The following is a 25,210-nucleotide window of genomic DNA, read 5'->3' as shown; positions in this document are numbered from 1 at the left end:
CACGTGTCAGAGCCAGACCACGCCCAGGAACGCGCCGAGGACCGGGACCTCGACCGCATCGCCGTCATCGGCATGGCGGGCCGCTTCCCCGGCTCCCCGGACGTCGAGACGTTCTGGACCCACCTCGAACAGGGCGAGGAGGGCATCAGCGCCTTCACCGACGAGGAACTCCTCGCCGACGGCGTCGACCCGGCCCTGCTCACCCGCGACGACTACGTCAGGGCCAAGGGGTTCCTGAAGGACGCCGACCTGTTCGACGAGGGCTTCTTCGGCTACAGCCCTCGCGAGGCGGAGATCCTCGACCCCCAGCACCGGGTCTTCCTCGAATGCGCCTGGCAGGCCCTGGAGTCCGCCGGTGTCGACCCGCACCGCTTCGACGGCCGGATCGGCGTGTTCGCCGGGGCGGGCTTCAACTCCTACCTGCCGCTGAACCTGATGAACAACCAGCGGGTCCTGGACGCGGCGGGCATGTACCAGGTGATGCTCGGCGGCGACAAGGACTTCCTGGCCACCCGCACCTCGTACAAACTCGACCTCAAGGGCCCCAGCGTCACCGTCCAGACCGCCTGCTCCACCTCGCTGACCGCGGTGCACCTCGCCTGCCAGGCCCTCCTCAACGGCGAGTGCGAGATCGCCGTCGCGGGCGGCGTGTCGGTCTCCGCGCCGCTGCGCTCCGGCTATGTGCACGAACCCGGCGGCATCCTGTCACCCGACGGGCACTGCCGCCCCTTCGACACCGCGGCGTCCGGAACCGTCGCGGGCAACGGCGTCGGCGTGGTGGTGCTCCGCCGCCTCGCCGACGCCCGGGTCGGCCACGACAACGTCGACGCCGTCATCCTCGCCACCGCCGTCAACAACGACGGCTCCCTGAAGGCCGGGTACACCGCGCCCAGCGTCGACGGCCAGACCGACGTCATCTCCGAGGCGCTTGCCCTGGCCGACGTCGACCCGGCCACCATCGGCTACGTCGAGACCCACGGCACCGGCACCCCGCTCGGTGACCCCATCGAGATCGCCGCCCTCACCCGCGCCTTCCGGGACGGCACCGACGAACGCGGCTACTGCGCCATCGGCTCGGTCAAGAGCAACGTCGGCCACCTCGACGCCGCCGCCGGGGTCACCGGCCTGATCAAGGCCGCCCTCGCCCTGAAGCACCGGGCGATCCCGCCGACCCTGCACTGCGAGACGCCCAACCCCGACCTCGCCCTGGACTCCAGCCCGTTCTACGTCAACACCGAGCTGCGGCCCTGGCCGCGCACCGGTGAGCCGCGCCGGGCGGGCGTCAGCTCCTTCGGCATCGGCGGCACCAACGTGCACGTCGTCCTGGAGGAGGCACCGGCCACCGACCCGGCCGACCCCGGCCCGGGCCCCGGCCGCCCGCGACGGCTGCTGACGCTGTCCGGGAAGACGCCCCAGGCGCTCGCCGACAACGCGAGCCTCCTGGCCGACCACCTCCAGGCCCACCCGGACACCGACCTCGACGCCGCCGCCCACACGCTGGCCTGCCGCAGGCACGCCTTCGACCACCGCGCCACCGTCGTCTGCGAGGGCACCGACGACGCCGTGACGGCGCTGCGCGACCTCGCCGGGTCCGCCACGTCCGTACCGGCGAGCGCCGAACGCGCCCCGGTCGCCTTCCTGTTCCCCGGGCAGGGCGCCCAGTACGTCGGCATGGGCCGCGAACTGTACGAGCGGGAGCCGGTGTTCGCCGCCGAGTTCGACCGGTGCGCCGACCTGTTCGCGGAGCACCTGGACACCGACCTGCGCACCCTGGTCCTCGCCCCGGACGGGGACGCCGAGGCGACCGCCCGGCTCACCCGCACCGAGTTCGCGCAGGCCGCCCTGTTCAGCGTCGAGTACGCGCTCGCCCGGCTGTGGAACTCCTGGGGCGTGACCCCGAGGGCCATGGCGGGCCACAGCGTCGGTGAGTTCACCGCCGCCTGTCTGGCCGGGGTGTTCTCCCTGCCGGACGCGGTACGCCTGGTCGCCGCCCGCGGCCGACTGGTGGGGGCGATGCCGCCGGGCGCCATGCTCAGCGTCTTCCTGTCGGAGGAGGAGACCGCCCGGTGGCTGGAAGACGGGCTGTCCATAGCGGCCGTCAACTCCACCGCCCTGACCGTGGTCTCCGGCAGCGCGGGTGCGATCGACGCCCTGGAGGCCCGGCTGAAGGCCGCCTCCGTCGCCTGCCGACGGCTGCACACCTCGCACGCCTTCCACTCGCCGGACATGACCGGCGCCGTCGAGCCGTTCACCGACGAGGTGCGCACCGCCGTCCTCAAGGCCCCGCAGATCCCGTTCCTGTCCAACGTCACGGGCACCTGGATCACCGACGAGCAGGCCACCAGCCCCGAGTACTGGGGCACCCACCTGCGCCAGCCCGTCCGGTTCCGCGACGCCCTCGACGTGCTCTGCGCCGACCCGGCGCTGCTGCCGCTGGAGGTCGGCCCCGGGCAGACCCTCGCCAACTTCGCGCGCGCCCACCGCTCCTGGACCGCCGGGCGGACCGTGGCGGGCTCGCTGCCGCACCCCGGCGACCACACCGCCGACAGCGCCCTGCTGCTGGCCAGCCTGGGCGCGCTGTGGAGCGCAGGGGCCGACGTGGACTGGGACGCCTTCTACGGCGGTGGGCCGCGCCGCCCGGTCCGGCTGCCCGGGTACGCCTTCCAGCGGCGCCGCTACTGGGTGGAGCCCGACGCGCGGACCGCGCCCTCCCGCCCGCAGGCCCCCGAGGCCCTCTCCCCGGCCGACTGGTTCTCCAGCCCCGGCTGGAAGCGGCTGCCGTTCACCCCGCGACCGGACGCCTCCGGCGCCGTCTGGGTGCTGCTCGGCGCCGAACTGCCCCTCGGGCGCGCGCTGGCCGCCCGGCTGACGGCGGCGGGCGAACAGGTCGTGCCGGTCACCGCGCCCGGCGCGGGCGCCGACGGCGACCACACCGCCGACCCCGCCGACCGCGGACAACTGGCCGCGCTGCTGCGCTCACCGGCCGTCCAGGACGCCGGGGAGGGGCGGGGCGTCCACCTGGTGCACCTGTGGAGCACGGCGACCGCACCGGCCGACGGCCCGCCCACCGAACGGCGCCTCGACGACGCGCGGCGGCTCGGCTTCGACAGCCTCCTCGCCCTCGCCCAGGCCCTGGCCGACGCCCGCCCGGACGCCCCCGTGACGCTCGACGTCCTGTGCCGGGGCGTGTTCGCGGTCACCGGCGACGAACCGCTCCAGCCGGAGAACGCCACCGTCCTCGGCGCCTGCACCGTCATCCCGCAGGAGACCGCGGGCGTCACCTGCCGGGCCCTGGACATCACCGGCGCCCAGCCCCACGAGACGCTGGCCGAGGCCGTGCACACCGCCCTCGCCGCGCCCGCCGACACACCCGAACTCGCCCTGCGCGGACGGCACTGGTGGTGCCGCGACTTCGACCGGGTGAACCTCAAGAGCGCGGACGGCGCCGACCGCACCGGCCTGCGCGACGGCGGCGGCTACCTGATCACCGGCGGCCTCGGCGGCATCGGCCTGGCGATGGCCGAGCACATCGCCCGCACCGCCGACCGGCCCGTGCTCGGCCTGCTCGGCCGCTCCGCGTTCCCCGCCGAGGACACCTGGGACGCCTGGCTCGCCGACCACGACGACCAGGACCCGGTCAGCGTCCGCATCCGCCGCCTGCGGCACCTCGCGGAACTCGGCGCCCGGGTCCTCGTCCTGCGGGCCGACGTCACCGACGAGGAGCAGACCGCCGCCGCCGTGCGGCGGGTACGCGACCTGGCGGGCGCGCTGCACGGCGTCGTCCACGCCGCCGGGCGGCCCTCCCAGGGCATGATCCTCACCAAGACCCGCGCCGAGAGCGACGACGTGCTCGCCGCCAAGACGCTCGGCACCCTCGTCCTGGACCGCGTCTGCCACGCCGACCAGCTCGACTTCCTGCTGCTGTGCTCCTCCGTCACCGCCCTGCTGGGCGGCCCCGGCCAGAGCGACTACGCCGCCGCCAACGCCTTCCTGGACGCCTTCGCCCAGTACAAGCGGCAGGTGAGCGACGTGCCCGTCACCGCCGTGGGCTGGGACACCTGGCGGGAGGTCGGCATGGCGGCCGGGCTGGGCGACCGGTTCGGCGCCGGTGCCAGCGGCGCCCCGACCGGGCACCCGCTGCTCCAGCGGCTGGTGCACACCGGGCCCACGTCACGCACGTACGCCACCACCTTCAGCACCGCCGACCTGTGGATCGTCAACGACCACCGCATCATGGGCCACGGCCTCGTGCCCGGCACCGCCTACCTGGAACTGGTGCGGGCCGCCGTCGCCGAACAGGCCGACGGTCGCGTGATCGAGATCGGTGACGTGCAGTACCTGACGCCGGTCGTCGTCCCCGACGGGCAGACGCGGGAGGTGTTCACCACCGTCGAGGAACGCGACGGCGGCTGGCGGTTCGCGGTGCGCAGCCGTACCGGCGCCCCCGGGGCGGTGTCCTGGACCGACCACGCCCTGGGCACCGTCGCCTTCCACGAGCCCGGCCCCGACACCGTGCGGGACCTGGCCGCGCTGGTGGCCGACTGCGACGTCACCGACGTACTGGACACCACCGAGGCGATCACGCGGGGGCTGCGCCTGGACCGGTTCCAGTCCGGCGGCCCGATCGAGTTCTCCTTCGGCCCCCGCTGGGACTGCATGGACCGCATCGAGGTCGGCCCGCGCAGCCTGTTCGCCACCCTGAGCCTCGGCCCCGAGCACACCGCCGACCTCGACGCCTACCTGCTGCACCCGGCGCTGCTCGACGCCGTCGGCGGCACCGCCCGGGTCTACGCCACCGACACCTACTACCTGCCCTTCAGCTACCGGAGCCTGCGCGTCCACCACGGGCTGACCCCGACCATCCACTGCCACGCCCGGCTCAAGGAGTCGAGCGACGCCACGGGCGAGACGATGACCTGCGACTTCGAGGTCCTCGATACGGACGGCCGGGTGCTGGTGGAGATCACCGACTTCACCATCAAGCGGATCAACGACCTCCACGGCCTGCGCGAGCAGATCACGCGCGCCGCCGAACCACCCGCCGACACCGAGGCGGAGGGCGCGGGCGGTGTCCTGCGCGCGCTGGGCGAGGGCATCAGCGAGCGGCAGGGCCAGGACGCCTTCGCCCGCCTCCTGGCCGCCCCGGACCGGCCCGGCCACCTGCTGGTCTGCCACCGGGACATAGCGGAGCTGCGGGAGCTGGCCCGCACCCTCACCCCCGAGCTGCTGGCCCAGGAGATGGACCAGTTCGCCCCGCCCGGCGGCGTCCACCCGCGCCCCGACCTCGCCACCCCCTACGTCGCCCCGCGCACCGAGCGGGAACAGGCCGTCGCCGGGGTCTGGTGCGACATCCTCGGCCTCGAACGGGTCGGCGTCGACGACGACTTCTTCGCCCTGGGCGGCCACTCGCTCGCCGCCGTCCAGATCGGCACCCGGATCAAGGGCCTGCTGGGCGTCGAACTCGACCTGCGGGCGTTCTTCGAGAACCCGACCGTCGCGCACACCGCCGCGCTGCTGTCCGCCGGACCCGGCGAGGACAAGCCGGAGGACGTCATCGAGGTCATCTCCCGCGACGACGACGGCCCGGACGCGGCGGACGCGCTCGACGACCTGTCCGCGCTGTCCGACGAGGAAGTGGAAGCCCAACTGCGCGCCCTGCTGGCCGCCGAGGCGAGCGACGAGACGACCGGGGGAGAACCCGCATGAACGACCGGGGGAGGACCCGCACGAACGACCGGGGAAGGACCCGCATGAACGACCGGGGAGAACCCGCATGACCGCGTCCCCGGCCCCCGTCGCCCTCGTCTCGGGCGGCTCCCGGGGCATCGGCCGGGCCATCGCCCTGCGCCTCGCCGAGGACGGCTACGACATCGCGACGTGCTACGCCACCAGCGACGACGCCGCCCGCGCGCTGGAGAAGGAGATCACCGGGCTGGGCCGCCGCGCCCTCGTCCGCCGCGCCGACGTCAGTGACCCGGCCGCCGTGGACGCGCTGGTCGAGGAGGCCGAGAGCGCGCTCGGCCCGCTCGACGCCGTGGTCACCTCCGCCGCCGTCCTGCGCGACAACCCGCTGATCGCGATGGAGGACGAGGACTGGCACGACGTGCTGCGCGTCAACCTCGACGGCGTCTACCACGTCTGCCGCTCCGCCATCGAGGGCATGGTCAGGCGCCGCCGCGGCGCGATCGTCGCCCTGTCCTCGATCGCGGGCCTGCACGGCAACGCCGGACAGACCAACTACGCCGCCTCCAAGGCCGGGATCATCGGCTTCATCGGCTCCCTGGCGCGCGAGGTGGGCCGGTACCAGGTCCGCGCCAACGTGGTGGCGCCCGGCTTCATCACCACCGACCCGGTCATGAGCCTGCCGCAGGACCTGCGGGACGGCTTCGCGCAGCGCATCGCGCTCGGCCGGTTCGGCCGCCCGGAGGAGGTCGCGGACCTCGTCTCCTTCCTGGTCTCGGACCGCGCCGCCTACATCACCGGCGGCACGTTCCGGATCGACGGCGGCATGAGCGGCTGACCGGCGCCCCGGGCAGGCCCGGGACCACTCGACGACCACCTTCGTAACGCGGCCCACGGCAGCCGTCCGCCGCCGAGACCAACGATCAGGAGCAGGGCGCATGACCGACATCGACCTGACCAGCCTCACCCCGGAGCAGAAGCGCGCGCTGCTGGCGGAGCGGCTGCGGCGCACGGGCGGCGGTCGGACACCGGCGCGCAAGCGGCGGTTCCCCGCGTCGTTCCCGCAGCAGCGCATGTGGTTCCTCGACCAGCTCAACCCGGGCAGCGCCGCCTACAACATCCCGGCGGCGGCGCGCGTGCACGGCCCGCTCGACGTGGAGCTGTGGCGCCGCGCCCTCGCGGAGATCGTCCGCCGCCACGAGTCGCTGCGCACCACCTTCGACGAGGAGGACGGCGAGCCCGTGCAGGTCGTGCACGACTCCGGTGAGCTGGAGCTGACCGTCGTCGAGTGCGGGCACCTGCGCGGCCCCGACGGTGAGGAGGGCGTGCGGGAGCTGGCCCGCCAGGAGTTCGCCCGCCCCTTCGACCTGGGCACCGGGCCGCTGATGCGGATGACGTTCCTGCGGCTGGCCGACGACGAGCACGTCCTGCTGCTCACCATGCACCACATCGTCGCCGACCTGTGGTCCACGTCGGTGCTCTTCGGTGAGCTGATCGCCCTCTACCAGGGCTACCTCACCGGCACCGCACCCCAACTGCCCGAACTGCCCGTGCAGTACGCCGACTACGCGGCCTGGCAGCGCAAGAAGCTCGCGGGACCGGGCTTCGCGGACGAGCTGGAGCACTGGAAGAAGACCCTCGACGGGGCCGCGCCGATCCTCGAACTCCCCACCGACCGGCCGCGCCCGGCCGTCCTCGGCACCTCGGGCGGCTCACGCCCGTTCCGGCTGCCCGCCGAGGTGATGAACGACGTGCGCGAACTGAGCCGCCGTACCGGGGTCACCCCGTTCATGACGCTGCTCGCCGCGTACGTCGTGCTGCTGCACCGGTACAGCAGGCAGGAGGACGTCGTCGTCGGCGTGCCGGTGGCCAACCGGGGGCAGTCCCAGGTGGAGCGGCTCATCGGCTACTTCGTCAACACCCTCGCGATCCGCAACGACGTCTCCGGGAACCCGACGTTCACCGAACTGCTCGGCCGGGTGCGCGCCGCCGCCCTCGACGCCTTCGCCCACCAGGAGGTGCCCTTCGAGCGGCTGGTGGAGGAGCTGGCGCCGGAGCGGGACCTGTCGCGGTCGCCGGTGTTCCAGGTGTCGTTCGTGTTCCAGAACATCCCGGTGCCCGAGTTCGACGTCGGCGGGCTCCGCTTCGAACTGCTGGAGGTCGCCAGCTCCACCGCCCGGTTCGACCTCGAACTCCAGGTGTTCGAGCGGGGCGAGGCGCTCGACGGCTGGTTCGAGTACAACACCGAGCTGTTCGACGCGGCCACCGTCGACCGCATGGGCGGCCACCTCCGGGTGCTCCTGGACCACCTCCTCACCGACCCGGACCAGCCGGTCCTGGACGTCGCGCTGCTCACCGAGGAGGAGGAGCGGGCCCAGCGCCAGGAGCGCGAGGACACCCGCGCCGAGTGGCCCGACGAGCTGCTCACCCACCAGCGCGTCGAACGGCAGGCGGCGCTGCGGCCGGACGCCGAGGCCGTGTACTGCCAGGGCGAGACCCTCACCTACGCCCAGCTCGACGCCGCCGCGAACCGGCTCGCCCGCAGGCTGCGCGGCCTCGGCGTCGGACGGGACGTCATGGTCGGCGTCTGCCTGGAGCGCTCCCTGGACATGGTCGTCGCGGTGCTGGCCGTGCTGAAGGCGGGCGGCGCCTACGTGCCGGTCGACCCGAAGCTGCCCAGGGACCGGATGGCGTTCATGATCGAGGACGCCGGGCTGCCCGTCCTGATCACCCAGACCTCGGTGGCGCCCCACCTGCCCGAGTCGGCCGCCACGACCCTGTGCGTGGACGCGCTGCGCGAGGAGCTCGCCGCCGAGTCCGCCGAGGCCCTCGACGCGCCCGTCGACGGCGCCGACCTCGCCTACGTCATCTACACCTCCGGCTCCACCGGCCGTCCCAAGGGCGTCCAACTGCCGCACCGCGCGCTGCGCAACCTGTTCCACGCCATGAAGCAGTGGCCCGGCATCGACGCCGACGACAGCCTGCTCGCCGTCACCACCCTGTCCTTCGACATCGCCACGCTGGAGCTGCTGCTGCCGCTGGTCGAGGGCGCCCGCGTCGTCCTCGCCACCCGCGAGGTCGCCACCGACGGCCACCTCCTCGCCGAGGAGATGGCCCGCACCGGCGCCACCATGATGCAGGCGACCCCGTCGACCTGGCGGATGCTGCTCGACGCGGGCTGGCCGGGCAGGCCGGGGCTGCGAGGGCTGATCTGCGGCGAGGCGCTGCCCCCCGACGTGGCGCGGCGGCTGCTCGCCAAGGGCGTCGACCTGTGGAACATGTACGGCCCCAGCGAGACGACCATCTACTCGCTGGGCACCCGCATCGTCGACGACACGATCACCATCGGCAGGCCCATCGCCAACACCGAGGTGCACATCCTCGACCCCGAGGGCCGCCCGGTGCCGCCCGGCGTCCCCGGCGAACTGTGCATCGGCGGCGCCGGACTGGCCCGCGGCTACCTCAACCGGCCGGAGCTGACGGCGAAGCAGTTCATCGCCAACCCCTTCGCCTCCGACCTGGCCGACCGCCTCTACCGCACCGGCGACCTGGTGCGGCGCCGGGTCGACGGCACCGTCGACTACCTCGGCCGCATCGACCACCAGGTCAAACTGCGCGGCTACCGCATCGAGCTGGGCGAGATCGAGTCGGTGCTGATGTGGCAGGAGCAGGTACGGGACTCGGTGGTCGTGGTCCGCGAGGACCGGCCCGGCGACCAGCGCCTCGTCGCCTACGTGGTGCCCGACCAGGCCGCGGGCCCGCACGACGAACTCCGCCGCCGACTGCGGTCCGCGCTGGGCGGCACGCTCCCCGACTACATGGTCCCGTCGTCGTTCGTGTTCCTCGACGCGCTGCCGCTGACCCCCAGCGGCAAGACCGACCGCAACGCGCTGCCCGCCCCCGAACGAGGCGAGGAGACCCGCGCGGCGACGGCGTACGTCGCCCCCCGCGACGCCGCCGAGACGGCCCTGTGCGACCTGTTCGCGCAGGTGCTGGGCGTGCCGAAGGTCGGCATCGACGACAGCTTCTTCGCCCTCGGCGGGCACTCCCTGCTCGCCACCCGGCTGGTCGCCCGCATCCGCGCCGCCCTCGGCGTGGAGCTGCCGGTGCGCGCCCTGTTCGAGAAGCAGACCGTCGCCCAGCTCGCGGAACTGCTGCGGGACGGCGGCGGCGACGCGCGGCCCGCGCTCACCCCGATGGACCGGCCCGAGACGCTGCCGCTGTCGTTCTCCCAGCAACGGCTGTGGTTCCTGCACCAGATGGAGGGCCCGTCACCGACCTACAACCTGCCGGTGGTGCTGCGGCTGACCGGCGCGCTGGACGTGGACAGCCTGCGGGCGGCCCTCGCCGACGTCGTCGCCCGCCACGAGGCGCTGCGGACCGTCTTCCCCGACACCGGCACCGCGGCGTCGCAGCGCGTCCTCGACCCCGCCGAGGCGCGGCCCGCGCTGCCGGTGACAGAGGTCGACGAGGCCGGACTGGACGCCGCGGTGGCCGCCGCCGTCCGCCACGCCGTCGACCTGACCACCGACATCCCGCTGCACGCCGAGCTCTTCCGCGTCGCCGCCGACACCCACGTGCTGGCCGTCGTCGTCCACCACATCGCGGCGGACGGCTGGTCGCTGGCGCCGCTGCGGCACGACCTGGCGACCGCCTACCGGGCGCGGCTCGCCGGACACGCGCCCGACTGGGAGCCGCTGCCCGTGCAGTACGCCGACTTCACGCTGTGGCAGCGGCAGCACCTGGGCACGCCGGACGACCCCACCAGCACCTGGTCCCGCCAACTGGACTACTGGCGCGGCGCGCTGGACGGCCTCCCGGAGCGGATCGCCCTCCCCGTCGACCGGCCGTACCCGGCCCAGGCGTCCCACGACGGCGACACGCTCACCTTCCGCTGGGAGCAGGACCTGCACGAGGGCCTCGCCCGGCTGGCCCGCGACTGCGACACCAGCGTGTTCATGGTGCTCAACGCCGCCCTCGCGGTACTCCTCGGCCGCCTCGGCGCCGGTACGGACATCCCCCTCGGCGTGGCGACCGCGGGCCGCGACGACCAGGCCACCGAGAACCTGATCGGCTTCTTCGCCAACACCGTCGTCCTGCGCACCCGCACCTCGGACCGCCAGACGTTCCGCGAACTCCTCACCGAGGTGCGCGAACGCACCCTCGACGCGCTCGCGCACCAGGACATCCCGTTCGAGGCGCTCGTGGACAGCCTGCGGCCGACCCGGTCGATGGCGCACCACCCGCTCGTGCAGGTCATGCTCTCCTGGCAGAACGTGACCGACGAGAGCCTGGACCTGCCGGGCGTGACCGCCGAGCCGCTGGTCAAGGGCACCGGCACCGCGCGCATGGACCTGGTGTTCCTGCTCCGCGAGCACCTCGCGGACGACGGCGTGCCGCGCGGCATCGACGGCGGCATCGAGTACCGCGCCGACCTCTTCGACCCGGAGACCGTGCGCACGATGGTGCGCAGGCTGCGCCAGGTGCTGCTGGCGATGGTCGCCGACCCCGACCAGGCCGTCGGTGACGTCGACCTGCTCACCCCGGCCGAACGGCACCGCCTGCTCACCGAGTGGAACGGCGCGGGCGGCGCGGCCATCACGGCCGGGCTGGCCGAGCTGTTCGCCGCGCAGGCCGCCCGCACCCCGGACGCCACCGCCGTGAGCTGCGGCGACGACCGGCTGACCTACGCCGAACTGGGCGCCGCCGCCGACCGGCTCGCCGTACGGCTGCGCGCCCTCGGCGTCGGCGCCGACGGCGGCGAGGACGCCGTATGCCTGCTGATGGAGCGCTCCGTGCGGCTGCCCGTGGCGATCCTCGCCGTGGTCAAGGCCGGTGGCGTGTACGTGCCGCTGGACCCCCGCTACCCCGCCTCCCGGATGCGGCTGATCATGGCCGACACCGCGGCGGGCGTCCTCCTCGTGGACGGGGAGGGCCTTGAGCACCCCACCACCGACGGGATGCGCGTCCTGGACGTGGCCGCCGAACTGGCCACCGCGCCCGAGGGCGCCGTCCCCGCCCCCGTGGGCGGCCCGGACCGCACCGCCTACGTCATGTACACCTCCGGCTCCACCGGGCGGCCGAAGGGCGTGGCGGTCACCCACCGGAACGTCGCGAGCCTCGCCGCCGACCACGTGTGGCGCGGCGGCCACCACACCCGCGTCCTCATGCACGCCCCGACCGCGTTCGACGCCTCAACCTACGAACTGTGGGTGCCGCTGCTGTCCGGCGGCGAGGTCGTCGTGGCACCCGGCGGCGAACTCGACCCGGACGCCCTGGTGCGTACCCTCACCGAACGCCGCGTCACCTCCGCGTTCTTCACCGCCGCCCTGTTCAACCTGCTCGTCGAACGCGACCCCGCCGCGCTCGCCGGGATGCGCGAGGTGCTCGCGGGCGGCGAGGCCCTGTCGCCGCCCGTGGTCGCCAAGGCGCTGGCCGCGTGGCCCGAGACCGTGCTCACCAACGGGTACGGGCCCACCGAGACCACCACGTTCGCCGTGCTGCACAGCACCCGCGAACTGACCGACGGCACCGTGCCGATCGGCACGCCCATGGACGACACCCGCGCCTACGTCCTCGACGAGCGGCTGCGCCCGGTGCCCGCGGGCGTCCCCGGCGAGCTGTACCTCGCCGGAGCGGGCCTGGCCCGCGGCTACCTCGGGCAGCCCGCGCTGACCGCGCAGCGGTTCGTCGCCTGCCCGTACGGCGCCCCCGGCGAGCGCATGTACCGCACCGGCGACCTGGCCCGCTGGCGCGCGGACGGCCGCCTCGAATACCTCGGCCGCACCGACGACCAGGTCAAGATCCGCGGCTTCCGCATCGAACCCGCCGAGATCGAGAAGGCGCTCGGCAGCCACCCGGCGGTCGCGGACGCCGCCGTGACGGTCCGCGAGAAGCCCTCCGGCGGCAAGGACCTCGTCGGCTACGCCGTCCTCGCGGACGGCGCGCACGCCGAGCCCGCCGAGCTGCGCGCGTTCGTCGCCGAGCGGCTGCCCCAGTACATGGTGCCGGTCGTGGTGATGGTGCTCGACGCCTTCCCGATGACCGGCAACGGCAAGCTCGACCGCCGCGCCCTGCCCGCCCCCGACCTGGGCGACGCCACCGGGTCCCGGGCCCCGGAGACCCCGGCCGAGCGGACCCTGTGCGCGGTGTTCGCGGAGATCCTCGGGGTGCCCGAGGTCGGCGCCGACACCGGCTTCTTCGACCTGGGCGGCGACAGCATCCAGGCCACCCAGCTCGTCGCCCAGGCCCGCACCGCCGGGCTGGTGTTCACCGTCCGGGACGTGTTCACCCACCAGACGGTCGCGGGCATCGCCCGGGTGGCGCGCACCGCCGACGACGACACCGGCGCGAGCGTCACGGACGTCGGCACCGGCGAGATCCCGCTGCTTCCCGTCATGGAACGGCAGCGCCAACTCGGCGGCTCCCCGGTCGGCTTCGACCTCTCCGCGACGGTCGGCCTGCCGTCCGGCGTGGACGAGGACCGGCTCACCACGGCACTCCAGGCGCTCGTCGACCGGCACGACGCCCTGCGCACCCGCCTCGTCACCGAACCGGACGGACAGTGGACGCTGCACGCCGACGAGGTCGGCGCGGTACGCGTCGCGGACGTCCTGCGCCGCGTCGACACCAGCGGCCTCAGCGAGACCGCCGCGCGGACGCTCATCGCCGAGGAGACCGCCGCCGCCAAGCACCGGCTCGACCCGGCCCGGGGCGCCATGCTGCAACCGGTGTGGTTCGACGCCGGACCCGACCGCGCGGGCCGACTGCTGCTCGCCGTCCACCACTTCGCCGTCGACGGCGTGTCCTGGCGCATCCTGCTGGCCGACCTCGCCGCCGCCTGGGACGCGGTGGCCGCGGGCCGCGCACCGGTCCTCGCGCCGGTGGCGACGTCGCTGCGCGGCTGGGCCGACCGGGTCGCCTCCGCGGCGGCCGTCGCCCGGCACCGCGCCGAACTCCCCGTCTGGGAGGACGTCCTGCGCGACGCGGAACCGCTCGTCGCCGGGGAGCCGGACCCCGACCGGGACGTCACCGGCACCGAGGGACGCCTCACGGTCACCCTGCCCGTCGACGACACCATGCCGCTGGTCGGACAGGTGCCCGCCCTGTTCCACACCGGCATCCAGGACGTGCTGCTGACCGCCCTCGGCCTCGCCGCCGCCCGCTGGCGCCACCGCAGGTCCGGCGCCGACGCCGGGCCCGTGGTGCTGGACGTGGAGAGCCACGGCAGGCACGAGCACCTCGTCGACGGCGTCGACCTGTCCCGCACGGTCGGCTGGTTCACCAGCGTCCACCCCGTCCGCCTCGACGGCGCCCTGCCCTGGGACGAGGTGACCGGCGCGGGCGACGCCCTGGCCGCCGCCGTCGTCCGCACCGGCGAACAGCTCCGGGCGCTCCCGCGGCGCGGCCTCGGCTACGGCGTCCTGCGCTACCTCGACCCGCGCGGCGCCGGACGGCTCGCCGCACTGCCCGCACCCCGGATGCTGTTCAACTACCTCGGCCGGGTGCCCGTCACCGACGCGGAGACGCCGTGGCTGCCGCTGCGCGACGACACCGCCCCCGGCACCACCGGCGCCCGGCCGCTGCCGTACCCGCTGGAGGTCAACGCCGTCACCCAGGACGGCCCCGACGGGCCCCAACTGGTGGCCAACTGGAGCTGGGCCGCCTCACTCCTCACCGAGGACGAGGTACGCGACCTCGCCGACGCCTGGTTCGAGGCGCTGCGCGCCGTCGCCCGCTGCGCCCGCGCCGTCGAGGACGGCACCGTCACCCTCGCCCGCGCCGCCGACCCGCACGCCACCGCCGCCAGCGCCACCGACCTGCTGCACGCCCCGATCCCCAGGGCCGACCGGAGCGACGGCGCCGGACTGTCCTTCGGACAACTGGAGTTCCTGCTCCAGCCGGTGGGCCCCAACCACCCCCACCACGGCGTCATCACCGCCTGGCGCCTGCGCGGCCCGCTCGACACCGCCGCGCTGCGCCGCGGCCTGGACGACCTCGTGCGACGGCACGACATCCTGCGCACCCGCTACGTCCAACGCGGCTCCGCCACCCTCCAGTTCGCCGACGGCAGCCCCACCTGGCCCCTCGAAACCGTCGACCTGCGCGGCCACGCCGAGCGGGACCGCCACGAGGAGTTGCGCGCCCTGCTGACCCGGGAGACCGGGCGGCCGTTCCGCATCGAGGACGGCAACCTGGTCCGCGCCCTCCTCGTCCGCCTCACCGACGAGGAACACGCGCTGGTCCTCGTCGCCCACCACATCCTCGTCGACCACTGGGGCTTCCTCGTCATCGTCGACGAACTGTCCGAGCTGTACGCCGCCCACACCACCGGACGGCACCCGGAACTGCCCGACGTCCAGGTCCAGCACCTCGACTACGCCGCCTGGGAGCAGGGACTGCTCGCCAGCGGCGCCCTCGACCAGCACGTGGAGCACTGGCGCGGCGAACTCGACGGCGCCGCGCACGCCCTCGACTTCGACGCGCCGCCGCACCAGCACGACGACCACGTCGACGGCTACAGCCACGCCGTCGTGATCGACGCCGAGCTGATGGCGGCGGTCAGGGACGCCGCCCGCCGCGAGGGCGTGACCCTGTTCATGATGCTGATGACGGCGTTCCACGTGCTGCTGCACAGCTACACCGGCGCCACCGACATCGCGGTCAGCCACCCGCTCGCCGGACGCGAACGGCCGGAGACCAAGTCGATGGTCGGCCCGTTCATCAACATCATCCTCAACCGCTCCCGGATGGCCGACGACCCGACCGCCCACGAACTCGTCCAGCGGGTGCTGCGGAGCGAACTCGACGCCTACTCGCACCAGAACGTGCCGCTGCGCGCCCTGGTCCACGACGGCGTCGTGGGCGACGGCAACCAGCTCCCGCTGCGCGTGATGCTCAACCTGCTCGGCGTGCCCAGCGGCGCGCTGACCCTGGACGGCCTCGACGTGGCGCCGCTGGACGTGCAGGTCGGTGACGAGAGCCCGCTGCCCGGACTCATCCTCGACATCGAGCCGCACAACCTCGACCTCTACCTGGTGGCCCGCGAGGTCGACGGCGAACTGCGCGGCCTGTGGGTGTACTCGCCGGACAAGATCGCGCCGCCGGTCATGGGCGCGCTGGTCCGCCAGTGGCCGCGAGTGCTGGAACTCGTCGCCCGACACCCCGAACTGACGGTCTCGCAACTGCGCGAGCGGGTGCGCGCCGCCTCCGACTGACACCCCCCCTTTCCACCGATCACCGCCTGAGGAAGACGTACCACACCATGGGAGAGACAGCAGACATGGCAGAGATGGCAGACATGGCCGAGAAGAAGTGCCCCATCACCAACGGGCTGCCGACGCTGCGGGAGCGGCCGTTCGACCCGCCGGAGGCGCTGCGCGCCGTGGACACGTTCTCCCGGATGACCTTCCCCGACGGCCACGAGGGCTGGCTCGTCACCGGGTACCGGCAGGGCCGGGAGATCCTCGCCGACAAGCGGTTCAGCTCGGCCGCCCGGCACAAGCACCTGGCGTTCCCCTCCAACCGCGCCTCCGACCTGGAGGCCGAGATCCCCGGCCTGTTCGAGCACATGGACCCGCCGGACCACACCCGCTTCCGCAAGCTCCTGGCCGGTCAGTTCACGCTGCGCCGGATGCGGCAGCTCACGCCCCGCATCGAGGAGATCACCGCCCAGTACGCCGACGCGATGCTGCGCAAGGGACCGCCCGCCGACCTCGTCACCGACTACTCGGTCCCGGTCTCCTCGCAGGTGATCTGCGAACTGCTCGGGGTGCCGGTCACCGACCGGGACCGGTTCGAGGCCGCCTCCGAGAAGCTGCTGCGTCTGGACATCGACCCGCAGGAGGTGCAGGCGGCGCTGATGGACCTGGTCGACCTCACCGCCCAGCTCCTCATGCGCAAGCAGGCCGAACCCGCCGACGACGTCCTCAGCGTGCTCGTCGCGGGGGAGGACGTCACCCTGGAGGAGTCGATCGGCGCCACCCTGCTGCTGCTCGTCGCCGGGCACGAGACCACCGCGAACATGCTCTCGCTGGGCACCTACGCGCTGCTGAACAACCCCGACCAGATGGACCTGCTGCGCATGGACGAGTCCCTCGTCGAGAACGCCGTCGAGGAACTGCTGCGCTACCTGACCGTCGTCCACGTGGGTGTGCAGCGCAGCCCCACCGAGGACGTCGAGATCGACGGCGTCACCCTGCGCGAGGGCGAGACCGTGCTGATCCACCTGCCCACCGTCAACCGCGACCCGCACCAGTTCACCGACCCCGACCGCCTCGACGTCACCCAGGGCGGCCTCGGCCACCTCACCTTCAGCCACGGCATCCACCAGTGCCTCGGCCAGCAGCTCGCCCGCCTGGAGCTGCGCATCGGCTACACCACCCTGCTGCGGCGCTTCCCGGGCCTGCGCCTGGACGCCAAGCCGGACGACATCCCCATGCGCTCCAACATGACCGTCTACGGCGTGCACCAGCTGCCGGTGGCGTGGTAGCGGCGATGCGCCAGGCCCGGACGGGGGCGGCGCGGTGACCACCGCGCCGCCGCGCCGCTCACCCCTGCGGAGCTGGCAGTTCCGCAGGGTCATCACCGCGGAGTTCATCTCCTCGGTCGGCACGCAGATGACGACGCTGGCGCTGCCGTGGTTCGTCCTGACCACCAGCGGCTCACCGGCGCGGATGGGTCTGGTGTTCGTCATCCAGATCCTGCCGGTGCCGCTGCTGAGTATGCCCGCCGGGCTCCTCGTGGCCCGGTGGGGTGCCCGCCGGGTCACGATCGTCGGGGACGTCGTGAACGCCGTCCTGCTGGCGGCCGTGCCCACGCTGTACCTCGCGGACATGCTGCCGTTCTGGGCGCTGCTGGTGATCGTCGCCCTCGTCGGCAGCGTCGCGTCGGCGTACCTGTCCGCGCAGCGCATGTTGCTGGCCGAGGCCATCGGCCCGGACGAGGGCGCCGTCACCGCGGGCAACGCCCTGTTCGAGACGGCGACCTCGTCGGCGCGGCTGGTCGGGCCCGCCGTCGCCGGTTTCCTCATCGCCCAGTTCGGCGCGCTGAACGTGCTGTGGATCGACGCGGCCACGTTCGCGCTGTCGGCCGCGCTGATGACCGGCCTGCCGCGCCGCGAGACGGTGCCGGAGAAGCTGTCGGCGAACAACATGGCGGAGGGCGTGCGCTACCTGCTCCGGGACCCGGTGCTGCGCACGATGTCGCTCGCCGCCCTGGGCTACGGCACCCTCATGCCCGTCGTGCTGCTCGCCCTGCCGGTCATGGCCAAGGCCCGCTACGGCGAGGACCCGCACGTCGCCGGACTGCTGCTGGCCGCGTGGGGCGGCGGCACCGCGGTGGGCACCGTCGCGGTCGCCCGGCTCGCGCGGCGGATCTCACCGACGCGGTTCGCGGCGTACGGCGGGGTGGGCGCCGCGGTCATGCTGTGGCTGCTGCCCTGGGACCAGCCAGCCGCCACCGTCGCGGTGGTGGTGGCGGCCAGCTGCATGTTCCTGCCCGCGGTGACCGCGCCCGCCGTCGCGCTGCTGACGCTGCGGCCACCGGAGCACCTGCGCCCGCACGTGCTGCCGGTGTTCGGCGCCGCCGTCTTCCTCGCGAGCCCGCTCGCCTACGCGGTCGCGGGCGTCCTCTTCGAGCACCTCGCGGTGAGCACGGTGCTCGTGGCGGTCGCCGTGGGCGCGACCCTGTGCGCGCTGGTGCTGCTGAACCTGGCCGGTCGCAAGGCGGAGGCGGCCTGACCCGCGCCCCGGCGGGTCAGGCCGTGGGCAGGGCGGCGGGGACGCGCTCCAGGACACCGCCCGCGAACACGTCGTACAGCGGCAGCGTCTCCAGGTGGACGTAGCCGATGTGGCAGTCGCAGACCGCCAGCGGGCAGGGGCGCGGGCGCAGCGCGTCCCGGTAGGAGCCGTCGTAGAGGTTGCCCAGTTCGGCGCGGACGAAGTGGCAGCGGCGGACCGTGCCGTCGCCGTCCACCGAGACCACCGACGCGCCGGTGCGGCACGGCAGTCCCGCGCTGCGGTGCGGGTGGCGGCTGTAGGGGAACAGCGGGTCGAGGGCCGTCCACGCGTCGGCCTCCGGGTCCGTGTAGGTGTGCCCCTCCGCCGCGTTGACCCACAGGTACACGTGCGCGGGCAGGTCGGCGCGCAGCCGTCGGGCGTGCTCCAGGTGCTCGGGCAGCCCGACGACGCCGACGCTGAACCGGATGCCGCGGGCCGCCAGGTCCCGGCACTTGGCGAGGAAGCGGTCGTACGGCGTCTGCCCCGGGTGGTATGTGCACCACAGGGCGAGGGTGTCCGGGTCGGCGTCCGCCAGCCAGTCGGTGCGGCAGCTCAGGTTGGTCTGGATCGCCACCCGGTCGATGTGCGGCTGGTGGCTCAGCTCGGCGAGGGTACGGCGGTACCAGGAGCGCACCAGGCCCTCGCCCCACGGCGTGAACAGCAGCGACAGCCGGTCGTCGCGCCGCGCGGTCGCCCAGTCGGCGAAGCGGGCCAGCGCCTCCCGGTCCGCCGTGAGCTGGGCGCGGCTGTCGCGGCGCTTGGCGAACGGGCAGTACGGGCAGTCGTAGTCGCAGGACGCCAGCGGGCCGCGGTACAGGATCGTCAGGTCCATGGCCGCGCCGTCACTTGGTCTCGTAGGCGGCCATGCGCTCCCGCACCGCCGGGGAGAACAGCTCGGGGCCCAGCGCGTCGGAGTGGGCGAGGCCCTCGGGGGTCAGGCGCAGCAGGTCGGGCGCGGCACGGTCGTCCAGCCAGCCACGGGCCGCGAAACCGGCCAGCTCACGCCCGAAGTCGGCCTCCGGCGCCGTGCCGAAGCGGGCCCGGTAGTCCGCCACCGCCATGCCCTCCGCCTGGAGCAGCGACTGGAGCAGATGGCGGCGCCGGGACTCGTCCGCCGTCATCCGCCAGCCGAAGTCCGCGTGCCGGAACTCCTCGGCCGAGCGGGCCGTGTAGTCGTCGACGATGCCCCGGATACGGCGCATGTCCACGGCGTAGTCGAAGGAGTAGTGCAGCCTCGACGTGTACGAGCGGGCGCCGCAGCCCAGGCCGATCATGCCGTCGGACTGGCAGGAGTAGTCCTCGCCGCCGCTGTCCGGGGCGTCCGCGCGGCGGAACATGCGCATCGACACCTGCTCGTAGCCGTGCGCGAGGAGGTGGTCGCGGCCCTCGCGGTACAGCCGCAGCCGCTGCTCGTCCCAGTCGGCGTCGGCCGTCGTGCCGCCGCGGTGCCGGTCCAGGCCGGTGAGGGGACGCACGTACAGGGGGTACAGGTACAGCTCCTCGGGGCGCCAGGCCAGCGCGGCGTCCAGGGAGGTGCGCCAGGTGTCGGCCGTCTGGCCCGCTATGCCGTAGATCAGGTCGATGTTGAGGACGGGGAAGCCCGCGTCGCGGATCCGGGCCAGGGCCGCCTCCACGTCGGCGCGGCGCTGCGGGCGGACCGCCGTGCGGGCCTCGCTGTCGACGAAGCTCTGCACGCCCAGGCTCAGCCGGGTGGTGCCGCGCCCGGCGAGCACGGCCAGCCGGTCCGCCGTCGCGGTGGCGGGCGACGCCTCCACCGACACCGGCACCGCCCGCAGGTCGGCGCCGAGACCGTGCTCGGCCAGGTCGCACAGCCGTTCCAGCTCGGCCGCCGTCAGGAACGTCGGGGTGCCGCCGCCGAAGGCCGCGTTCGCGAACCGGGCGCCCTCGCCCAGCGCCTCGCGCACCGCCGTGGCCTGGCGTTCCAACGCGTCCAGGTAGGCCGTGGTCAGGCCGTCCGGCGCGCCGATCCGGGTGAAGAGGTTGCAGAAGCCGCAGCGCACCTCGCAGAACGGGATGTGGAAGTACAGCGACAGGGCGTCCTTCGGTTCCCCCGCCCACATCTCGCGCAGGTCCGCCGCCTCGCGCGGCAGCGGGCGGTAGGCCGTCTTGTGCGGGTAGGCGTAGACGTACTGCTGGTACGGGCTCAGGGTGCGGGGGGCTGCTGCGGTGGTCATCGGGCCTCGTCGAGGAAGAAGTGGGCGTAGGGCACGGTCCAGACCACGTCGTGGCCTATCCGGTGGCCGGTGTGGCCGTCCTCGCCGTACGCGGTGCCGTGGTCGGAGCAGACGACGGCGAAGCACGGGCGGCGGGAGCGGGCGGCGTCGAAGAGGCGGCCGACGTGCCGGTCGACGTACTCCAGCGCCGCGGCGTGCGTCTCGCGCGTGTCGCCCGCCTCGCGGGTGGCGCCGGGCAGGTGGAACCAGTTGGGCTGGTGCAGCGCCGACACGTTCACGAAGAGGAACAGCCGCCGCTCACGCGGGAGCGCGGCGACGACCTCCTCGGCGCGGGCCACCTGCGCCTCGAAGGACGTGGGCGACGGCACCCCGAACTCCGGCTCCCAGTGGCTCTCCTGGAAGAAGCCGGGCAGCACCGAGCCCAGCGGGCCGCGCTTGTTGAAGAACCCCACGCCGCCGACGCACACCGTGTGGTAGCCGACGGCGGCCAGACCGGACACCAGGTCCGGGGTGTCGTAGACGAAGGTGCCCTCCGCCGTGGACTCGCTGCCCGCGAACGCGGCGGCGAACAGCCGCGGGTGCGGGCCCGGGGTCGCCGGGGTCGGCAGGAAGCCCGCGAACATCGCCTGGTGGGAGGCGTAGGTGAAGCTGCCCGGCGCGTGCCGCCGCTCCCACGCACCGCCGGGCAGATGGCGGGCCAGGTTCGGGATGCGGCCCTCGGCCGCCAGTTGCTGGGCCACGTCGTAGCGGAGCGTGTCCAGGGTGACCATCAGCAGGTCGTGGCCGCCGACGACCTCGTTCATGTCGACCGGCGGCATCGTCGCCGACAGGGGGTCAGCCGGTGGCGTCATGGTGGTGCTCCTCGTGCCGTTCTCCGTGTTCCTCGCGCCGGTGGTCCTGCTGTCCTCCGTGCCGGTGGCGCCGCATCGCCTCCGGTACGGCGGCCACCTGCGCGCCGTAGGTGTCCAGCCCCTCCGCGCCGCTGCCGGGCAGACCGGTCAGCCGGGGCAGCAGGTCACCGAAGGCGTTCACCTCACCGACGGTGAAGCGGCGCCAGCCGGTGGACGGCAGGACGTCCACGCCGACGCAGAGCGTGCCCGGGAAGCAGGCCGCGGCGCGTTCCGCGAGGCGCAGGGCGTCCTCGAAGGCGCCGCCCGCCGCCCGGACCGCCGCGCGGGCGGCGCCCAGGTCACCGCGGGCGCCGCCCAGGTGGAGGTTGGTCATCGGGTGCCGACTGGTGCGCACGACGGCGTGCGTGGCGCGCCCGGCGACCACGACCACGCGCAGGTCGGCGGCCCGGCCGCGCTGCGTCGCCTTGGGCAGCCAGCGCTCGACGTGCAGCCCGTCCGGGGCGAGCGCGTCGACCAGGGCGGCGACCTCCGGCTCCGAGGTGTAGTGCCGGACCCGCAGGGAGTTGAAGAGCCCGCCGTCGGGCGCCGTCTCCACCGAGGTGGTCGCCTTGACGCGGCCCCGCCCGGCCACCGTGAGCGCCAGCACGCCGGACGCCGACGACCCGTGCGCCGGTTTCACGAACGCCCGCGGGACGCCCGCCGCCGCCAGCCCCTCCCGCAGGTCCGCCCAGCCGCGGACCGGGCCCGGCAGGGCCCACGGCACCGCGACGTCCGCCGCTGCCAGCCGGGCGTGGCAGCGCCGCTTGTCGAACATCACCGCCACCTCCCCGGCGTCCACGGACGGCACGGCGCCCGCGCGGCGTGCCGTGTCGGTCAGCTCCCGGACCGCCGCGGTGAAGCGGCGGTACCACAGGGCCGTGCCTTCCACGCGCGTGGGATCGTCGGTGCCCCGCAACAGCCGGTCGACCTCGGCATTCTCCCCCGGGGAGTCGATCCGCGCGAACTCCCCGGGCGCGAAGGCGTACTCACCGCGCAGCACGTCGCGCCAGGCCAGCACCCGGGGCGCCGGACGGCCCGCCGCGCGGACGGCGTCCGCGAACAGCGTCGTACGCCGGTTCTCCGGGTTGCCGACGACGACGCACCGCCAACCGGCGTCAGCCGCCTCGCCCGCGCGGTCACTCGGAGACGGCGACATAGCGCCACTCCGTGTCCCGCCACACCTGCGGCACCTGCCGGTCCGACAGGTCCACCTCGGTCCCGGCCGCGGCGAGGGCGGCGCGCACCCGGTCGGCCATGGCCTCGCTCAGGAAGTGGTGGTGCAGGTCGAGCCGCTTGAGGTGACCCAGCGGCTGCCCGCCGAGCAGCGCCTCGGCGCCGGTGTCCGTCAACGTGCCCATGGCCAGGCTCAGCGACTCCAGTTGGGCGACGACCGGGGCGGAGGCGACCGCCGCGGCGATCTCGTCCTGGATCTCGCTGTCCTCCAGGCCGAGGTGGCGCAGCGCCGGGAACCGGCCGCCGCCCAGGATCGGCGCGAGGTCGGCGACGGCCGCGTCACCGCCGTACTGCCGCACGCCGAGCCACATGTCCAGGCGTTCCAGGGCGGGCAGTTCGCACGCGCCGACCGCCCGCACCACCTGACCGGGCAGACCGCCCGACTCGAACCGCAGGACCCGCAGCGCCTCGTGCCGCACCGGGCGCAGCGACAGCGGCTCCTCGCCGAGCCCCGACGAGTCACCGCCGCGCACCCCGAACTCCTCCAGCAGGGGGAACGCCTCAAGGGCGGGGGTGACATCGGTGAGCTGCAGCCAGGAGATCTCGCACTCCTCGCTGGTGGCGTCGGCGAGGAACAGGGCACGCAGCGCGGGGAACCGGTCGGCGGCGGCCACGATCTTCTCCAGCACGGGGAGCAGGTCGTCGTAGCCGTCCTCGCCCCACCAGGGGCCGATCACCAGGGCCCGCACGGACGCGCTCGGCACCCGCTCGGTGAAGCTCTCCCACAGCTTGTCGAAGGCCACCAGGTCGGCCGCGAAGGTGTCCAGCCGCCAGGCCACCGAGTCGGCCGCGGGGAGCTCCTCCGCGTCGAGACCGGGATAGGTGTGGACGGGAAGGCCGTTGAACGTCGTGAGGTGTTCCGCGAAGGTCATGACGGCCTCACTCCGCGACGGCGGTGAAGCGGTGGACGACGCCGTCGTCCTCCCACTCCTCGCCGGTCTCGGACAGGTCGACCTCCACACCGGCCGCCTCCAGCGCCGCGCGGGCGCGCTGGGCCACCGCGTCGGAGACGAAGTTGTGGCGCAGGTCGAGCCAGGTCAGATGGGTCAGCGGCTGGCCGTCGAGGAGCGCCGTCAGACCCTCGTCGGTGAGCACGCCGAGCGACAGGTCGAGCGACCTGAGCTGGGCGACGACGGGAGCGGAGGCGACCGCCGCGGCGATCTCGTCCTGGATCTCGCTGTTGCGCAGGCCGAGGTGGTGCAGCGCCGGGAACCGGCCGCCGCCGAGGATCGGCGCGAGGTCGGCGACGGTCGCGTCACCGCCGTACTCCTCCACGCCGAACCACAGCTCCAGGTACTCCAGGGCGGGCAGTTCGCTGGCGGCGACACCGCGCACCACCTCGCCGGGCAGGCCGCCCGCCTCGAAGCTGAGCGTGCGCAGGCGCTCGTGGCGGACGGCCGGGAAGCGCAGGCCGGTGCCGCCGCGCACGCCCAGCTCCTCCAGCAGCGGGTAGGCGTCGAGGACCGGGGTCACGTCGGACTGCTCGATCCAGGAGATCTCCGCCTCCTCCATCTCCAGGTCGCCTATGAACACCGCCCGCAGCCCGGTCAGCCGGTCCTTGGCGTCCACCAGCCGCCGTACGACGACCCCCGAGTCGTTGTCGTACGGCTCGCCCCACTGGCCCACGACGAGCGCGCGGACCCCGGCCGGGTCCACCGTGTCGAGGAACCGGTCCCACAGCTCGCCGAAGTTCTCCTTGGCGTCGCTGGCGTAGGGGTTGACGGACAGTCGCCAGGCGACGGCCCCGGCCTCCGGCAGGTCCCCCGGCCCGTCCGGTGGGGGGAAGTCGTAGGCGGCGAGGCCGTGCAGTTCCCGCAGGTGCTCGACGTAGGACATGACTGGTCTCCTCGGATGTACGGCCCCGGCGCGCTCGGCCGGTCCGCGAGATTTCTACCAAGCCGCACTGACAACGCCGTTCGCGGGCCGCCCGGACCACCGGCGCCCGGCGGGCGGGGGCTTGGGCGGGGGGCGTTGTCAGACCCCTGCCGTAGCGTCGTGGACATCGGGTCGGCGAAGTGCCGACGGCGGAGGGAGACACGTATGTACCGGCAAGGGGATGTCCTGATCGTGCCTGTGAGCGAGTCGGCCGTGCCCCCGGGCACCGACCGGCTGCCGCGGCAGCCGAGGGACGCGCGGGGGCGGCTGGTGCTGGCGCTCGGCGAGGTGACGGGGCACGCCCACGCCGTGGTCGGGCCGGGCACGCTGGTGCGGGAGAGCGGGCCGTTCGGCGCCGCCTACCTCCATCTCCCGGACGGCGGCCGGGTGGTGCACGAGGAGCACGCGGCGATACCGCTGCCGAAGGGCTGGTACCGGGTGGTGCGCCAGCGGGAGTACGTGCCGGGCGCGGTCCGCGTGGTCGCGGACTGACGAACACGGCTGACAAACGGCTGACGAACGACTGACGACTGACGACTGACGGCTGACGACTTAC

General features: G+C 74.1%; 12 protein-coding genes. 6 read left to right on the top strand and 6 right to left on the bottom strand.

The annotated features are described in order from the left end of the window. Positions 1-3 precede the first annotated feature (3 nt). The 5 genes from ACFQZ6_RS03560 (at position 4) to ACFQZ6_RS03540 (ending at position 18,422) form a co-directional block, all read left to right on the top strand. Entirely contained in the window at positions 4-5,706 is a 5,703-nt protein-coding gene (locus ACFQZ6_RS03560) for a type I polyketide synthase (protein WP_381604879.1), read from the top strand. A gap of 67 nt (positions 5,707-5,773) precedes the next feature. Then, complete coding sequence (gene fabG / locus ACFQZ6_RS03555) at positions 5,774-6,520, top strand: 3-oxoacyl-ACP reductase FabG (protein ID WP_381604878.1); 747 nt, start codon at positions 5,774-5,776, stop codon at positions 6,518-6,520. Between the two features lie 100 nt (positions 6,521-6,620). After that, on the top strand, positions 6,621-15,899 hold the full coding sequence (locus ACFQZ6_RS03550; RefSeq protein ID WP_381604877.1) for an amino acid adenylation domain-containing protein: 9,279 nt from the start codon (positions 6,621-6,623) through the stop codon (positions 15,897-15,899). Between the two features lie 65 nt (positions 15,900-15,964). After that, a complete protein-coding gene (locus ACFQZ6_RS03545) occupies positions 15,965-17,173 on the top strand; it encodes a cytochrome P450 (RefSeq protein ID WP_381604876.1) in 1,209 nt (402 codons plus the stop codon). Between the two features lie 34 nt (positions 17,174-17,207). Then, complete coding sequence (locus tag ACFQZ6_RS03540) at positions 17,208-18,422, top strand: MFS transporter (protein ID WP_381604875.1); 1,215 nt, start codon at positions 17,208-17,210, stop codon at positions 18,420-18,422. 16 nt (positions 18,423-18,438) lie between these two features. Here ACFQZ6_RS03540 and ACFQZ6_RS03535 read toward each other — a convergent pair whose 3' ends face one another. From ACFQZ6_RS03535 to ACFQZ6_RS03510, 6 genes are read right to left on the bottom strand one after another with little or no spacing between them, the layout of a single operon-like run. Next, positions 18,439-19,293 carry an STM4011 family radical SAM protein gene (locus ACFQZ6_RS03535; protein ID WP_381604874.1) on the bottom strand — a complete coding sequence of 285 codons (855 nt, stop codon included), beginning with the start codon at positions 19,291-19,293 and terminating at the stop codon, positions 18,439-18,441. Positions 19,294-19,303: 10 nt separating this feature from the next. Then, entirely contained in the window at positions 19,304-20,656 is a 1,353-nt protein-coding gene (locus ACFQZ6_RS03530) for an STM4012 family radical SAM protein (RefSeq protein WP_381604873.1), read from the bottom strand. Then, entirely contained in the window at positions 20,653-21,459 is an 807-nt protein-coding gene (locus ACFQZ6_RS03525; RefSeq protein WP_381618048.1) for an STM4013/SEN3800 family hydrolase, read from the bottom strand. Before ACFQZ6_RS03525 ends, ACFQZ6_RS03530 begins: the two co-directional genes overlap by 4 nt. Before the next feature lie 31 nt (positions 21,460-21,490). Beyond that, on the bottom strand, positions 21,491-22,702 hold the full coding sequence (locus tag ACFQZ6_RS03520; RefSeq protein WP_381604872.1) for an STM4014 family protein: 1,212 nt from the start codon (positions 22,700-22,702) through the stop codon (positions 21,491-21,493). Next, positions 22,683-23,651, bottom strand: a complete 969-nt coding sequence (locus tag ACFQZ6_RS03515) for an STM4015 family protein (protein WP_381604871.1) — start codon at positions 23,649-23,651, stop codon at positions 22,683-22,685. The genes ACFQZ6_RS03520 and ACFQZ6_RS03515 overlap by 20 nt, the downstream gene beginning before the upstream one ends. 7 nt (positions 23,652-23,658) lie before the next feature. Continuing rightward, a complete protein-coding gene (locus tag ACFQZ6_RS03510; RefSeq protein WP_381604870.1) occupies positions 23,659-24,615 on the bottom strand; it encodes an STM4015 family protein in 957 nt (318 codons plus the stop codon). A 204-nt stretch (positions 24,616-24,819) separates the two neighbouring features. Here ACFQZ6_RS03510 and ACFQZ6_RS03505 point away from each other — a divergent pair, with 204 nt between their 5' ends. Beyond that, complete coding sequence (locus ACFQZ6_RS03505; protein ID WP_381604869.1) at positions 24,820-25,146, top strand: hypothetical protein; 327 nt, start codon at positions 24,820-24,822, stop codon at positions 25,144-25,146. Positions 25,147-25,210: the final 64 nt, after the last annotated feature.

This window comes from Streptomyces flavalbus (genome assembly GCF_042674625.1).
Lineage (GTDB): Bacteria > Actinomycetota > Actinomycetes > Streptomycetales > Streptomycetaceae > Streptomyces > Streptomyces flavalbus.
The sequence above is the reverse complement of the archived record's forward strand: the minus strand, read 5'-3'. Positions and strand labels throughout refer to the sequence as shown.

Bases quoted from the DNA above. Each gene is read 5' to 3' on its own strand.
- ACFQZ6_RS03510 (WP_381604870.1), bottom strand. From the start codon at position 24,615: ATGTCCTACGTCGAGCACCTGCGGGAACTGCACGGCCTCGCCGCCTAC.
- ACFQZ6_RS03550 (WP_381604877.1), top strand. From the start codon at position 6,621: ATGACCGACATCGACCTGACCAGCCTCACCCCGGAGCAGAAGCGCGCG.
- ACFQZ6_RS03515 (WP_381604871.1), bottom strand. From the start codon at position 23,651: ATGACCTTCGCGGAACACCTCACGACGTTCAACGGCCTTCCCGTCCAC.
- ACFQZ6_RS03520 (WP_381604872.1), bottom strand. From the start codon at position 22,702: ATGTCGCCGTCTCCGAGTGACCGCGCGGGCGAGGCGGCTGACGCCGGT.
- ACFQZ6_RS03535 (WP_381604874.1), bottom strand. From the start codon at position 19,293: ATGGACCTGACGATCCTGTACCGCGGCCCGCTGGCGTCCTGCGACTAC.
- ACFQZ6_RS03545 (WP_381604876.1), top strand. From the start codon at position 15,965: ATGGCAGAGATGGCAGACATGGCCGAGAAGAAGTGCCCCATCACCAAC.
- ACFQZ6_RS03505 (WP_381604869.1), top strand. From the start codon at position 24,820: ATGTACCGGCAAGGGGATGTCCTGATCGTGCCTGTGAGCGAGTCGGCC.
- fabG (WP_381604878.1), top strand. From the start codon at position 5,774: ATGACCGCGTCCCCGGCCCCCGTCGCCCTCGTCTCGGGCGGCTCCCGG.
- ACFQZ6_RS03530 (WP_381604873.1), bottom strand. From the start codon at position 20,656: ATGACCACCGCAGCAGCCCCCCGCACCCTGAGCCCGTACCAGCAGTAC.
- ACFQZ6_RS03525 (WP_381618048.1), bottom strand. From the start codon at position 21,459: ATGAACGAGGTCGTCGGCGGCCACGACCTGCTGATGGTCACCCTGGAC.